Annotated in this window: 11 protein-coding genes; 1 reads left to right on the top strand and 10 read right to left on the bottom strand. The window is 71.2% G+C overall.

The features are described 5' to 3' along the window. Positions 1-228: 228 nt before the first annotated feature. The 10 genes from ACFYVL_RS23690 to rsmH all read right to left on the bottom strand — a co-directional run bounded on the left by ACFYVL_RS23690 (position 229) and on the right by rsmH (position 12,703). Complete coding sequence (locus ACFYVL_RS23690; protein ID WP_389247920.1) at positions 229-1,032, bottom strand: cell division protein FtsQ/DivIB; 804 nt, start codon at positions 1,030-1,032, stop codon at positions 229-231. A 30-nt stretch (positions 1,033-1,062) separates the two neighbouring features. Further along, positions 1,063-2,157, bottom strand: coding sequence for an undecaprenyldiphospho-muramoylpentapeptide beta-N-acetylglucosaminyltransferase (murG, locus tag ACFYVL_RS23685; protein ID WP_389247918.1), 1,095 nt, complete (start codon positions 2,155-2,157; stop codon positions 1,063-1,065). A gap of 6 nt (positions 2,158-2,163) precedes the next feature. Beyond that, on the bottom strand, positions 2,164-3,483 hold the full coding sequence (gene ftsW / locus ACFYVL_RS23680; protein ID WP_389247916.1) for a putative lipid II flippase FtsW: 1,320 nt from the start codon (positions 3,481-3,483) through the stop codon (positions 2,164-2,166). A 69-nt stretch (positions 3,484-3,552) separates the two neighbouring features. Next, complete coding sequence (gene murD, locus ACFYVL_RS23675; RefSeq protein ID WP_389247914.1) at positions 3,553-5,007, bottom strand: UDP-N-acetylmuramoyl-L-alanine--D-glutamate ligase; 1,455 nt, start codon at positions 5,005-5,007, stop codon at positions 3,553-3,555. Continuing rightward, positions 4,989-6,059: a phospho-N-acetylmuramoyl-pentapeptide-transferase gene (gene mraY / locus ACFYVL_RS23670; protein WP_389247912.1), complete on the bottom strand. Its 1,071-nt coding sequence runs from the start codon at positions 6,057-6,059 to the stop codon at positions 4,989-4,991. The genes murD and mraY overlap by 19 nt, the downstream gene beginning before the upstream one ends. After that, on the bottom strand, positions 6,056-7,462 hold the full coding sequence (murF, locus tag ACFYVL_RS23665; protein ID WP_389247910.1) for a UDP-N-acetylmuramoyl-tripeptide--D-alanyl-D-alanine ligase: 1,407 nt from the start codon (positions 7,460-7,462) through the stop codon (positions 6,056-6,058). The genes mraY and murF overlap by 4 nt, the downstream gene beginning before the upstream one ends. A gap of 4 nt (positions 7,463-7,466) precedes the next feature. Next, positions 7,467-9,131: a UDP-N-acetylmuramoyl-L-alanyl-D-glutamate--2,6-diaminopimelate ligase gene (locus ACFYVL_RS23660; protein WP_389247908.1), complete on the bottom strand. Its 1,665-nt coding sequence runs from the start codon at positions 9,129-9,131 to the stop codon at positions 7,467-7,469. 56 nt (positions 9,132-9,187) lie between these two features. Beyond that, positions 9,188-11,134, bottom strand: coding sequence for a peptidoglycan D,D-transpeptidase FtsI family protein (locus ACFYVL_RS23655; protein WP_389248230.1), 1,947 nt, complete (start codon positions 11,132-11,134; stop codon positions 9,188-9,190). 19 nt (positions 11,135-11,153) lie between these two features. Further along, a complete protein-coding gene (locus ACFYVL_RS23650) occupies positions 11,154-11,747 on the bottom strand; it encodes a septum formation initiator family protein (RefSeq protein WP_389247906.1) in 594 nt (197 codons plus the stop codon). Further along, positions 11,744-12,703 (bottom strand): 16S rRNA (cytosine(1402)-N(4))-methyltransferase RsmH, encoded by a 960-nt coding sequence (rsmH, locus tag ACFYVL_RS23645; protein ID WP_389247904.1) that lies wholly within the window; start codon positions 12,701-12,703, stop codon positions 11,744-11,746. Before rsmH ends, ACFYVL_RS23650 begins: the two co-directional genes overlap by 4 nt. A 312-nt stretch (positions 12,704-13,015) precedes the next feature. Between rsmH and ACFYVL_RS23640 the strand changes: the two genes are divergently transcribed. Continuing rightward, on the top strand, positions 13,016-13,630 hold the full coding sequence (locus tag ACFYVL_RS23640; protein ID WP_389247902.1) for a beta-class carbonic anhydrase: 615 nt from the start codon (positions 13,016-13,018) through the stop codon (positions 13,628-13,630). Positions 13,631-13,754: the final 124 nt, after the last annotated feature.

Genomic DNA, 13,754 nt, shown 5'->3' with positions numbered 1-13,754 from the left:
CGCCGCGACGACTGATGCCGATTTGGGACGGTCCGAACGCCGACCCGAACCCTAACGCTGAAGTTTAGGGTTACCAGTGTGTCTGTTCCTTGGACTCTTCCGAACAGGACACTAAGTCGACAAGTGGTGCGCGTTCAACGAACACGCCGAACCTCCCGTTTTTCTTTTCACCCTATGTGATCACCCATATCGCTGACCAACCAGGGGCCCGACCTGCTGGACTGTCCGTCAACTCGCCCTGACGGCAGGTGCGCTGGGAGCACTCACATCGAAGTGCCGCGCGTCCGGCGCCGCTTTCATCAGGGCGACCAGCGCCCGGGACTTGGCGGCGTTGTCCTCGCCGCTGCCCCAGAAGACGCTTCGGCCGTTGGTCAGTTCCAGTGTGATCGAGTCGAACGAAGTCACTTTCACCGCCGTCAGGTTACGGGCCAAAGCCCCGCCGAGTTCACCGGTGACACGCACCGCCTCGTCGAGCAGGCGTTGTTCACCGAACCGGCGCAGGCTCGGGGAGCGCTGCGCGGCCAATTCCAGCCTGGGTACCCCGCGGGGAGCTTTCGTCACAGTGGCGAACCGCACACCCTGGTGGTCCACTTCGATGAACTTTGCGCCCTTTTCGATGAGCAGGACCGGCTTTCGCTCGGTCACTTTCAGCCCGATTCCGTGCGGCCACGAACGGACCACGTCGATCGTGTCGATGCGGGGCAGTTCCTTGCGCAACCGGTCCTCTATGGCGCCGGAGTCGATGGAGATCATCGGAACCCCGGTCGGCACGTCGGCCGCGGCCACCACCTCGCCGGGGGTCAGCACCCGGGTGCCGGTGGCCCGCACCTGCTCCACGCGCAGCCACTTCGAGCCGTACAGCGCCCAGACGCCGCCGCCGACCAGCAGGACGGCGACGGCGAGCAGGAGAACGACCGGGCGGCTCACGGGAATTCGCGGGAAGCGGCCCACACGCCCCTTGCGGGGTGTCCGGGCAGCGGCCGGACCGCTGGGCTTTCTGGTCCCGCGTTCGCGGGTCGTCGGTCCGGCCACGTGCTTGTCGCCTCCTGCGTCGGGGGCCGGTCAGCCGGCCCGGCGTGCGGCAATCGCCTGGTAGACCATGCCGACGAGGAGTTCGTCGGCGTCCCGGCGGCCGAACTCCGATGCCGCGCGCGACATCTCGTACAGCCGGTGCGGGTCGGAGAGCACCGGCAGCACGTTGCCCTGGACCCACTCGGGGGTCAGGGCCGCGTCGTCCACCAGCAGTCCGCCGCCGGCGTTGACCACCGGCTGGGCGTTCAGCCGCTGTTCGCCGTTGCCGATGGGCAGCGGGACGTAGGCGGCCGGGAGCCCGACGGCGGAGAGTTCGGCGACGGTCATGGCGCCCGCGCGGCAGAGCATCATGTCGGCCGCGGCGTACGCCAGGTCCATCCGGTCCACGTACGGTACCGGGATGTAGGGCGGCATACCGGGCATGTTGTCCACGCGCGGCATCTCGTTCTTCGGGCCGACCGCGTGCAGGATCTGGATTCCGGCGCGCTGGAGGTACGGGGCGGCCTGCTGGACCACCTCGTTGAGGCGGCGGGCGCCCTGCGAGCCGCCGGAGACCAGCAGCGTCGGCAGGTTCGGGTCGAGCCCGAACGCGGCGCGCGCCTGCGGGCGCACGGCCCCGCGGTCCAGGGTGGCGATGGTGCGGCGCAGCGGGATGCCGACGTAACGGGCGCCGCGCAGCTTGCTGTCGGGGGTGGAGACCGCGACGGCGGCGGCGTACCGCGAACCGATCTTGTTGGCCAGACCGGGCCTGGCGTTGGCCTCGTGGACGATGATCGGCACCCCGAGGCGCTTGGCCGCCAGGTAGCCGGGCAGCGCCACGTAGCCGCCGAAGCCGACGACGCAGTCGGCCTTGGTGCGCTCCAGGATCTGCTCGGCGGCCTTGATGGTGCCGCGCAGCCGCCCGGGGACGGTGATCAGTTCGGGGGTGGGCTTGCGGGGCAGCGGAACGGCCGGGATCAGGCCGAGTTCGTAGCCGCGCTCCGGGACCAGTCTGGTCTCCAGACCGCGCTCCGTGCCGAGGGCCGTGATCCCCACGGTGGGGTCCTGCCTGCGCAGGGCGTCCGCGAGGGCGAGCGCGGGCTCGATGTGGCCGGCGGTCCCCCCACCGGCGAGTACGACATGCACCGAAATTCACCGCTCTCCGGACGGACGCTTGGTGACGCGCCGTCTCATCGTTTTCCATCTCGTCCCGGGCCGCCTCATGGCCAGAGCCGCCCGCGCCGCCGGGTCGTCACGCGCGAAGGCGATCAACAACCCTACGGCGAACATGGTCGGCAGCAGCGCCGAGCCCCCGTACGAGAACAGCGGGAGCGGGACACCGGCGATCGGCAACAGGCCGAGCACCGCACCGATGTTGACCACGGCCTGAGCCATGATCCAGGTGGTCACACCTCCCGCGGCGTACCTCACGAAGGGGTCCTCCGTGCGTCCGGCCACGCGGATACCCGCATAGCCTAGGGCCGCGAACAGGGCGAGTACCGACAGCGTCCCCGCCAGACCCAGTTCCTCACCGGTGATGGCGAAGATGAAGTCGTTGTGGGGTTCGGGGAGTTGACCCCATTTTTCCACACTCGCACCGAGGCCGGATCCGAACCATCCGCCGGAGGCGAGGGCGTAGATTCCGTGCACCGCCTGCTGGCACTGGCCCTCCGGGCCCATCTCCGTGCTGAGGATGCAGTCGAGCCGCGCCATCCGGTTGTCACTCGTCTTGATCAGTACGAAGCCGAGGACGCCCGCGAAGCCGAGCACTCCGGCGAACAGCCGGGTGGGTGCTCCGGCCAGCCACAGCAGGCCGAAGAGGATCGCGGTGAGGATCATCGCGGTGCCCATGTCGCCGCCGAGCATGATCAGCCCGAGCAGCATGAAGGTCACCGGGACGAGCGGCACCAGCATGTGCTTCCACTGGGCCAGCAGGTGCTTGTCCTGCTTGCGGGCGAGCAGGTCGGCGCCCCACAGGATCAGCGCCAGCTTGCCGAACTCGCTGGGCTGGAGCTGGAAGGGGCCGCCGACGGAGATCCAGTTCTGGTTGCCGTTGACCTCGTGCCCTATCCCGGGGACCTGCACGAGCGCCATCAGGAAGACGGTGCCGGCCAGCATCGGGTAGGAGAGTGCACGGTGCAGCTTGACCGGTACCCGGGAGGCGACCAGCAGCAGGACGCCGCCGATGGCGGCGGCGAGCAGCTGCTTGCGGAAGAAGTACGAGCCGGGCAGGTCGAAGCGCAGCGCCTGGATCATCGAGGCGGAGTAGACCATCACGAGGCCGAGGCCGGTGATGAGCAGGGCGCTGCCGAGGATGACGTAGTACGCCGTCAGCGGGCGGTCCCAGGCCCTGCGGAGCTGCTCGTAGAGCTTGCGGGGGCTGGTGGGACCGCGGCGCGGGCGGCGGGGCGGTGTCCGGCCGCCCGTGGCTGCGGGGCGTACCCGTGGCTTGTCCTTGGCCGTGGCCGGCATCTCGGTGGTCCCCTCCAACAACTCGTGCGCCGATGAGCGAACCGGGGCCGGGCGGCCGGGAGTGGGAGCCTACCGGCCGCCCGCCGGTCCGTTCGCGGCCGGCCCGTTCGGGATCAGTTCGCGTACGGCGTCGGCGAACGCCTCGCCGCGCTTGTTGTAGTTGGCGAACATGTCCATCGAGGCGCAGGCCGGGGCCATCAGCACCGTGTCCCCCGGCTCCGCGAGCGCGGCCGCTTCGCGGACCGCCGCCGACATCGCCCCAGTGTCGGTCCGGTCGAGGTCGACCACCGGCACCTGGGGGGCGTGTCGCGCGAGGGCTTCGCCGATCAGCGCACGGTCGGCGCCGATCAGCACGACGCCGCGCAGGCGCTCGGCGGAGTTCTTCACCAGCTCGTCGAAGGTGGCGCCCTTGGCGAGGCCGCCGGCGATCCAGACGATGGACCCGTACGCGGCGAGGGAGGCCTCGGTGGCGTGCGTGTTGGTGGCCTTGGAGTCGTCGACGTACGCGACCCCGGCGACGTCCGCGACGTGCTCGATGCGGTGCGCGTCCGGGCGGAAGGCGCGCAGGCCCTCCCGTACGGCCGCGGGCTTGACGCCGTAGGCGCGGGCCAGCGCTGCGGCGGCGAGGGCGTTGGCGAGGTTGTGCGGGGCGGCCGGGGTCACGTCGGTGACCTCGGCGAGTTCCTGGGCGTTCTTCTGCCGGTTGGTCACGAAGGCGCGGTCGACGAGGATGCCGTCGACGATGCCGAGCTGGGAGGGGCCGGGCGTGCCCAGGGTGAAGCCGATGGCGCGGCAGCCCTCCTCGACGTCGGCCTCGCGGACCAGGTGCTCGGTGGCCGCGTCCGCGACGTTGTAGACACAGGCGACCTGGTTGCCCTCGTAGATGCGGCCCTTGTCGGCGGCGTAGGCGTCCATGGAGCCGTGCCAGTCGAGGTGGTCCGGCGCCAGATTGAGCACGGCGGCGGAGTGGGCGCGCAGGGACGGGGCCCAGTGCAGCTGGTAGCTGGAGAGCTCGACGGCCAGGACGTCGTACGCCCCGCCCTGGAGCACCACGTCGACGATCGGCGTACCGATGTTGCCGACGGCCGCGGTGCGCAGGCCGGCGGCGGTCAGGATCGACGCGAGCATCTGGGTGGTGGTGGTCTTGCCGTTGGTGCCGGTGATCGCCAGCCACGGGGCCGCGTCGGGCCCGCGCAGCCGCCAGGCGATCTCGACGTCGCCGACGACGTCCACGCCCGCCTTCGCCGCCGCCTCGAACAGCGGGCTGGAGGGCATCCAGCCGGGCGAGGTGACGACGAGGTCGGTGCCTTCGGGGAGGGTGTCCGCGTCCGCGAGACGTACGGCGATGCCTTCGCCTTCGAGCTCCGCCGCGCGGGCCCGGTGCGTGGCGCTGTCGCCGCCGTCGACGACGGTGATGCGGGCGCCGAGGCCGGCCAGGGCGCGGGCGGCGCTGAGGCCGCTCACGCCGAGGCCGGCGACGGTGATGTTCTGGCCGTTCCAGCTGGTCACTTGCCGGCTGCCCATCCTGCGTAGAAGAGTCCGAGACCGACGATCACGCACATGCCCTGGATGATCCAGAAGCGGACCACGACAAGGACTTCGGACCACCCCTTGAGTTCGAAGTGGTGCTGGAGCGGGGCCATCCGGAAGACCCGCTTGCCGGTCATCTTGAACGAGCCGACCTGGATGACCACCGACAGGGTGATCAGTACGAACAGGCCGCCGAGGATGGCGAGGAGCAGCTCGGTGCGGGAGCAGATCGCCAGACCCGCGAGCGCGCCGCCGAGGGCCAGCGAACCGGTGTCGCCCATGAAGATCTTGGCGGGCGAGGTGTTCCACCACAGGAAGCCGAAGCAGGAGCCCATCAGCGCCGAGGCGACGACCGCGAGGTCGAGCGGGTCGCGGACCTCGAAGCAGGCGTTGGGGTTGGTCAGGCTGGTGGCGTTGGCGCAGGACTCCTGGAACTGCCACAGACCGATGAAGGTGTACGCGCCGAAGACCATCACGGAGGCGCCGGTGGCGAGTCCGTCGAGGCCGTCGGTGAGGTTCACGCCGTTCGACATCGCCAGGATCATGAACAGCGCCCACACCACGAACAGCACCGGGGTGATCGCCCAGCCGAAGTCGGTGACGAAGGAGAGCCGGTCGGAGGCCGGGGTCTGGCCGCGGCTGTCGGCGAAGTTGAGCGCGAGCACCGCGAAGGCGATGCCGACGATCAGCTGGCCGAGCATCTTCGCCTTGGCGCGCAGACCCAGCGAGCGCTGCTTGACGATCTTGATGTAGTCGTCGAGGAAGCCGACCAGGCCCATGCCCGCCATCAGGAACAGCACCAGCACACCGGAGAGGCTGGGCTGGCTGGAGGTGAGCACCTTCGTCAGGGCGTACGCGATGAGCGTGGCCAGGATGAAGGCGATGCCGCCCATGGTCGGCGTACCGCGCTTGCCGTGGTGGCCGCGGGGGCCGTCGTCACGGATGAACTGGCCGTAGCCCTTGCGGGCCAGCAGCTTGATCAGCAGCGGAGTGCCGATGAGCGTCAGGAAGAGGCCGATGGCCCCTGCGAAGAGGATCTGGCTCATGAGCCGGCGACCTCACCCTCCGTGGCGGGATCGAGCAGTGCCTGGGCGACCGCTTCGAGGCCGACCGACCTGGATGCCTTCACCAGCACGACGTCCCCCGGGCGCAGTTCCCCGCGCAACAGGTCGATCGCCGCCTGCGTGTCGGACACGTGCACCGACTCCTCACCCCACGAACCCTCGTTATAGGCGCCCAGTTGCAGCCAGGACGCTTCTCGGCCCCCGACTGCCACCAGCTTGCTGACGTTGAGCCGGACGGCGAGCCGTCCGACCGCGTCGTGCTCGACGAGCGAGGTGTCCCCCAGCTCGGCCATGTGACCGAGCACCGCCCACGTACGCCGCCCCTTGCCCATGGACACGAGCGCGCGAAGGGCGGCTCGCATGGATTCGGGGTTCGCGTTGTAGGCGTCGTTGACAACCGTCACGCCGTCAGGACGCTCGGTGACCTCCATGCGCCAGCGGGAGAGGGTGCCAGCCTCGGAGAGCGCCACGGCGATCTCGTCGACGGACATGCCCAGCTCATGGGCGACGGCGGCCGCGGCGAGCGCGTTCGACACGTGGTGCTCACCGTACAGCCGCATGGTCACGTCACTGCACCCGGAGGGTGTGTGGAGCGTGAAGGTGGGCTGTCCCTGCTCGGTCAGCCGGACGTTCTCGGCCCGTACGTCCGCCGTGTCCGACTCTCCGAAGTACACGACGCGCGCCTTGGTGCGCGAGGCCATCGCGCGCACCAGGTTGTCGTCGGCGTTCAGCACGGCGACGCCGTCGGCCGGCAGCGACTCGACCATCTCGCCCTTGGCCTCGGCGATCTTCTCGCGGCTGCCGAACTCGCCGACGTGCGCGGTGCCCACGTTGAGCACGAGGCCGATGCGCGGCGGGACGAGCCCGGTGAGGTAGCGGATGTCGCCGACGTAGCGGGCGCCCATTTCGAGGACCAGGTGCCGGGTGTCCTCGGTGGCGCGCAGCGCGGTCAGCGGCAGGCCGATCTCGTTGTTGAGGTTGCCCGCGGGGTAGACGGTGGGGGCCTTGCGCTCGAGCAGCTGGGCGATCAGGTCCTTGGTGGAGGTCTTGCCCGCGGAGCCGGTGAGGGCGACGACGTCGGCGCCCAGGCGGGCGACGACGCTGCGGGAGAGCGCGCCGAGCGCCTCGGTGACGTCGGGCACCACGATCGCGGGCACGCCGACGGGGCGGGTGGCCAGTACGGCCGCCGCGCCCGCGTCGATCGCGCGCTGAGCGAAGTCGTGTCCGTCGACGCGCTCACCCGCGTACGCGGCGAAGAGCGAACCGGGCCGCACCTGGCGGGAGTCGATGACGACCGGGCCCGTGACCTGAAGGCTCGTGTCCGGTATGTCGTGCGTCTGTCCGCTGACGAGGTCGGCGATCTCGGCGAGGGAGAGGGCGATCACTGCTTCATCCCATCTCGTGCCGGCGGCGCTCGATGGCGTCGCGCAGCACCTTGCGGTCGTCGAAGGGGCGTACCACTCCGGCGATGTCCTGGCCCTGTTCGTGGCCCTTGCCCGCCACGAGGACGGTGTCGCCGCTCTTCGCGCGGGCGACGGCCTCGGCGATGGCGGCGGCCCGGTCCTCGAAGACGGCGACGTCGCCGCGCTCGTGGGCGGGTACTTCGGCGGCTCCCGCGAGCATGGTCGCGAGGATGGCGAGGGGGTCCTCGGAACGGGGGTTGTCCGAGGTCAGTACGGCGGTGTCGGCGAGCCGGGCGGCGGCCGCGCCCATCGGGGCCCGCTTCTGCTGGTCGCGGTCGCCGCCGCAGCCCAGCACGATGTGCAGGTCGCCCTCGGTGACCTTGCGCAGGGCGCGCAGCACCGATTCGACGGCGTCCGTCTTGTGGGCGTAGTCGACGACGGCGAGGTAGTCCTGCCCGGCGTCGACGCGCTCCAGGCGGCCCGGGACGCCGGGGACGGCGGCGATGCCGTCGGCGGCGGTCTGCGGGTCGTACCCGGCGGCGGCCAGGGTGACGATCGCGGCGAGGGTGTTGGCGACGTTGAACGGGCCGGGCAGCGGGGCGGTCGCGCTGACGTGCTCGCCCCGGGGGCCGATCACCGTGAAGGTGCTGGACTGCGGTCCGACCTCGACCTTGTCGGCCCGCCAGTCGGCGTCGGGGTGGCCCTCGGCGGAGAAGGTGATCACGGGCACGCCGGCCTCGGTGACCAGCCTGCGGCCGTACTCGTCGTCGAAGTTGAGCACACCGAGCCGGGACCGCTCCGGGGTGAAGAGCTGTGCCTTCGCCCGGAAGTAGTCCTCCATGTCGGAGTGGAACTCCATGTGTTCGGGGCTCAGGTTGTTGAAGACCGCGACGTCGAAGACGCAGGCGTCGACCCGGCCGAGCACCAGCGCGTGGCTGGAAACCTCCATGGCGACCGACTTGACGCCGCGTTCGCGCATGACGGCGAAGAGCGCCTGGAGGTCGGTGGCCTCGGGGGTGGTCCGCTCGGACTTGACGCGCTCGTCGCCGATCCGCATCTCGACCGTGCCGATGAGGCCGGGCAGGTCGCCGGCCGCCTTCAGACCGCCCTCGACGAGGTACGCCGTGGTGGTCTTGCCGGACGTTCCGGTGATGCCGATCTGGAGCAGGTCGCGGCCGGGGTTCCCGTAGATGTCGGCGGCGAGCTGGCCCATGTGGGCGCGCGGGTTCTCGACGGCGAGGACGGGCAGGCCGGTCGCGGCGGCGCGGGCGGCGCCCGCCGGGTCGGTGAGGACCGCGGCGGCGCCGAGTTCGGCGGCCTGCGCGACGAAGTCCGCGCCGTGCAGGCGCGCTCCCGGGAGCGCGGCGTAGATGTCGCCGGGGCGAACCGCGCGGGAGTCGTGGGTGATTCCGGTGGTCTCTCCAGGTCCTGGGGACTCGATGCCCAGCCGTTCGGCCAGCTCCCCGAGGGTCGTCGGGCGGACCCGGTCCGGCCTGGGCGCTCCGGGGTAGTTCACCGGAGCGTCCTTCTGGGTGGTTTGGGACTGATCAGCGTGTGGCACGGCGGTGAGCGTACCCGGCGGGACGGGTTCCGGGCGAAAGCAGGGGGCCCGCGCAACCCGTTTTCGGTGGTCGTTGGTGAGGGTTGTCACTGAGGGTTTCCGGTTCGTACGGAGGGTTTCCGGTGCGGACGGCGATTTTCGGCCGGTCAGCTCCCGGTGCCGAAGGTGACCGGGAGGTTCGCCGGCTTGCCGCCGGTGGGTGCGACCTGCCTGGTCTTCAGCGCGAACTCCATGACCTGCTTGTAGATCGGACCGCAGATCTGGCCACCGAAATAGCTGCCCCTGGTGGGGTTCTGGATGGCGCAGTAGACGGTGATCCGCGGCTGGTCGGCGGGCGCGAATCCGGCGAAGGAGGCGGTGTAGCCCTTGTAGCGGCCGGTGAGCGGGTCCACCCGGTTGGACGTGCCGGTCTTGCCTCCGACGCGGTAGCCGGGGATGCGCGCCTTGGTGCCGGTGCCCTCCTCGTCGTCCACGACGGACTCCAGCATCCGGGCGAGCGTCTTCGCCGTGCGGTCGCTGACCACGCGGGTCTTCTTCGGCGCGGGCGCGGGGGCGAAGCGGCCGTCCGGGCCCTTGGTGCCGCGTACGAGGGTGGGCTCGATGCGCACTCCCCCGTTGGCGATCGTGGAGTACACGGAGGCCGCCTGCATCGCGTTGAGCGACAGGCCCTGGCCGAACGGGATCGTGTACTGCTGCGAGGTGGACCACTTCTCCGGCGGCGCCAGGATGCCGGGGGTCTCGCCGGGGAAGCCGAGGCCGCTGCGCTGTCCGATGCCGAACTTGGTGAGGTAGGAGTGGAGCACCTTGTTGGCCTCGGGCTGGGTGTCGCCGAGTTCTCCGGTGGCCAGGATGGTGCCGATGTTGGAGGACTTGGCGAGGACCCCGTTGAGGGTGAGGTACCAGGTCTCGTGGTCGACGTCGTCCTTGAAGAGGCGGTCGCCGCGCTTGAGCCGGTTGGGCACCACGACGTGGGTGTCGGGGGTGGCCGCCTTCTCCTCCAGCACCGCGGCCATCGACATGATCTTGGCCGTGGAGCCGGGTTCGTAGGCGTCCTGGAGGGCCGCGTTGCCCATGGCCGCGGAGTTGGCCTGGGAGAGGTCGTTGGGGTCGAAGCCGGGGGCGTTGGCCATCGCGAGGACCTCGCCGGTGCGGGTGTCCTGCACTATGACGTACCCGCGGTCCGCCTTGGACTTCTTCACCTGCGCCTCGATGGCGCTCTGGGCGGCCCACTGGATGTCGCGGTCGATGGTCAGCTCGATGTCGGAGCCGGGCACGGCGGGGGTCTCGTTGGCGCCCGCGGTGGGCACCCGGCGTCCGCCCGCCTGGGCGAAGGTGATCTCGCCGTCCTTGCCCGCGAGTTGCTCGTCGAGCTTGACCTCCAGGCCGCCCGCGCCGCGTCCTGCGGCGTTCACGTAACCCAGTATCCCGGCGGCCAGGTCGCCGTTGGGGTAGACGCGGGTGCTGCTGGGCTCCTGGAGGATGCCGCCCAGCAGGTTGGTCGCGGAGCCGGGCTTCTTGCGGTTCGCGGCGGCGGCCCGGTCCCCGTACACGCTCTTGAGGTCCTTGATCTGCTTCCAGATCTGGGGGGTCTGGCGGCGGGCGAGGACCACGTAGCGCGTCTTGGGGGTGGCCAGCTTCTTGGCGATCTCGGCGGGGGGCCTGCCGAGGATCGGCGCGAGCACGGCCGCGGCCTGCTGCGGCGCGTCCGCGAGCTTGCTCTGCTCGGGGGTGTAGAGGAACGGGTCGGCGGTGACGTCGTGCGCGTCCACGCTCGCGGCCAGCGCGATGCCGCTGCGGTCGGTGATCTCGCCGCGCTCGGCGGTCAGGGTGTGCTTGGTCTGCCGCTGCGCCTCGGCCTTGTCGGTGTACGTGGCCGCGTCGACGGCCTGGACCTGGAACAGCCGTACGACGAAGGCCAGCATCACCAGCGTCAGGGCGAGCCCGACCAGCCGCAGCCGGGGCCGCGGGCTGCCGAGCCGCAGCTGCTTGGCCTTCGCGGACCGGGCCGCGGGCCTGCGGGCGGGTGCGGCGGACTTGCGGGCGGGCGGCCGGCCGGGGGCCGGGACCCGGCGGCGCGGTTCGTTCGGGGGCACAGCCTTCGGGGGCACTGCGTCACCTGCCGGAGGTCGTCGGGGGCCCAGTCGTCGGGGACGGCTGCGCGGGCGGAGGCGTGGCGGAGGTGCGCGCGGGCGGGCGGCCCGCGGGGGACGGGCTCGCGGCGGGCGCGCGGGGCGCGCCGCTGGGACCGGGACCGGCCGCGTCCGGGCTCGCGGCGGCGGCCGGGGGCACGGCGGGGGCCCGCTGCGGCCGTACGGGTTCGGGGGCCGGCTCCGGCGGCGGGGCGGCCTCGCTCGGGGTGCCGCGGACCTTGCCGTCGGGGTCGAGGAAGGCCGGGGAGCCGCCGGGGACCATGCCGAGTTCGCGGGCCCGGCGCTCCAGGGCGCCGGGGGCCGAGCGATCGTCGACGTCGCGCTGGAGCTGCTGCTCCTCGTCGGTGAGTTCGGTGGTCTGCTTCTTGAGGTCGTTCAGCCGGAACGAGCCCTCGTTGAGTGCCGAGTTCAGCATCAGCAGGCAGATCAGCCCACCGCCGAGGAGCACCACGACCAGCAGCACGAAGGGCGTTCGGGCCGCCTGACCGGGGCCCGGCGGCAACAGCTGGGACAGCCGTGCCGCCCTCCCCCGCAACTGCTTGGCCGGCTTCGTCACTCGGCTTCGTCCTCCCGGATGCGCTGGGCGCCGCGCAGCCGGGCGGGCGCGGCCCGGCGGTTCTCGGCGACCTCTTCCTCGGTGGGCAGTTCGGCGCCGCGGGTGAGCAGCTTGAGCCGCGGTTGGTAGCGCTCGGGGACCACCGGCAGGCCGGGCGGCGCGGTGTTGGCCGCGCCCGCCGCGAAGACCTGCTTGACGATGCGGTCCTCCAGCGACTGGTACGACATGACGACGACCCGGCCGCCGACGGAGACCGCCCGCACGGCGGCCGGAATTGCGGCCTCCACGCTGTCCAGTTCGCGGTTGACCTCGATGCGCAGGGCCTGGAAGGTGCGCTTGGAGGGGTTGCCCCCGGTGCGCTTGGCGGCCTGCGGCAGCGAGTCGCGGATCAGCTCGACCAGGCGCGCGCTGTTGCTGAAGGGTTCCTTGTCGCGCTCGCGCACGATCGCCGAGACGATCCGCTTGGCCTGCTTCTCCTCGCCGTACTGGCGCAGGATGCGCACCAGCTCGCCGGGGGCGTAGGTGTTGAGGACCTCGGCGGCGCTGACGCCGGAACTCTGGTCCATCCGCATGTCGAGCGGGGCGTCCTGGGCGTAGGCGAAGCCCCGGTCTGCCTCGTCGAGCTGCATGGAGGAGACGCCGAGGTCGAACAGGACGCCCTGGACGCGCGGGACGCCGAGCCGGTCGAGCACCTCGGGCAGCTCGTCGTAGACCGCGTGCACCAGGGTGGCCCGGTCGCCGAAGGGGGCGAGGCGTTCGCCGGAGAGGCGCAGGGCCTCCTTGTCACGGTCCAGGCCGATCAGGCGCACGCCGGGGAACTGGGTGAGCAGGGCCTCGCTGTGACCGCCGAGCCCCAGGGTGCAGTCGACGACGACCGCCCCCGGCTCGGCGATGGCCGGGGCCAGCATGTCCAGGCACCGCTGGAGCATCACCGGGACGTGTCGACTCTGGCTCATGCGCCCTCTCGAAGCAGGTGCGCGCGGTGCTCTCGTGAGTCACGTACGGCCCGGTCCCCACCCGCTCGGGAAGGGGAGCCGGCCACAGGGGCCGGCCGACGAGCGGGCGGAGGCCGGGCCGTACGTAACTGCCGCGCGCGGGGGGAACTACGGGATTCGCGTCACTTTAGTCCACCGGTCCTCCCGGTCAATCAACGGGCAGGGCACCGCGTGCCGTGCCCGCGACAGACCCTGCGGCCGGTTTTTCACCCGTACGAGGCAAGCCGGCGGCATCCGCCGGGGGCCCTGTGGATTAGCTCACAACAACACTTGTTGACCTTCTTTGTCCCCTCCCACAGCAGGCCCGGCCGGGGCCTGACCAGTACCGTCATAGTCATGTCGACTTCCGCATCCCTTCCCGAGGGCCCCCAGGGCACCGACGCCTCCGGCGACGCCGCGGTCATCAGCCGTCTCGTCGCGGCCAACCAGCGGTACGCCGCCGACTTCACCGACCCCGGCATGGACGCCCGGCCGGTTCTCCAGGTCGCCGTGGTCGCCTGCATGGACGCACGGCTCGACCTGCACGACGCGCTCGGTCTGGCGCTCGGCGACTGCCACACCATCCGCAACGCGGGCGGTGTGGTGACCGACGACGTGATCCGTTCGCTCACCATCAGCCAGCGGGCGCTCGGCACCCGCAGCGTCATACTCATCCACCACACCAACTGCGGTCTGGAGTCCCTCACCGAGGACTTCCGGCACGAGATCGAGGACGAGGTCGGCCAGCGCCCGTCCTGGGCCGTCGAGGCGTTCCGGGACGTGGACCAGGACGTACGGCAGTCGATGCAGCGGGTGCGGACGTCGCCGTTCCTGCTGCACACCGAGGACGTGCGCGGCTTCGTCTTCGATGTGACGACGGGTCTGCTGCGGGAGATCGACCCCGCCTGAGCGGGGCGGCCCGACCGCGGGGATCTGGCGCAAAAAAGCACCAACTCCGGCATTTCGCATCCACTTGTCCGCAGGCGAGTGACACGAAGCGGTAACGGCAACAAGAATGCGTGTGTGACATCCG

Origin of the sequence: Streptomyces sp. NPDC004111 (assembly GCF_042874215.1) — a bacterium.
GTDB lineage: Bacteria > Actinomycetota > Actinomycetes > Streptomycetales > Streptomycetaceae > Streptomyces.
The sequence above is the reverse complement of the archived record's forward strand: the minus strand, read 5'-3'. Positions and strand labels throughout refer to the sequence as shown.

Bases quoted from the DNA above. Each gene is read 5' to 3' on its own strand.
- ftsW (WP_389247916.1), bottom strand. From the start codon at position 3,483: ATGCCGGCCACGGCCAAGGACAAGCCACGGGTACGCCCCGCAGCCACG.
- murD (WP_389247914.1), bottom strand. From the start codon at position 5,007: ATGGGCAGCCGGCAAGTGACCAGCTGGAACGGCCAGAACATCACCGTC.
- mraY (WP_389247912.1), bottom strand. From the start codon at position 6,059: ATGAGCCAGATCCTCTTCGCAGGGGCCATCGGCCTCTTCCTGACGCTC.
- rsmH (WP_389247904.1), bottom strand. From the start codon at position 12,703: ATGAGCCAGAGTCGACACGTCCCGGTGATGCTCCAGCGGTGCCTGGAC.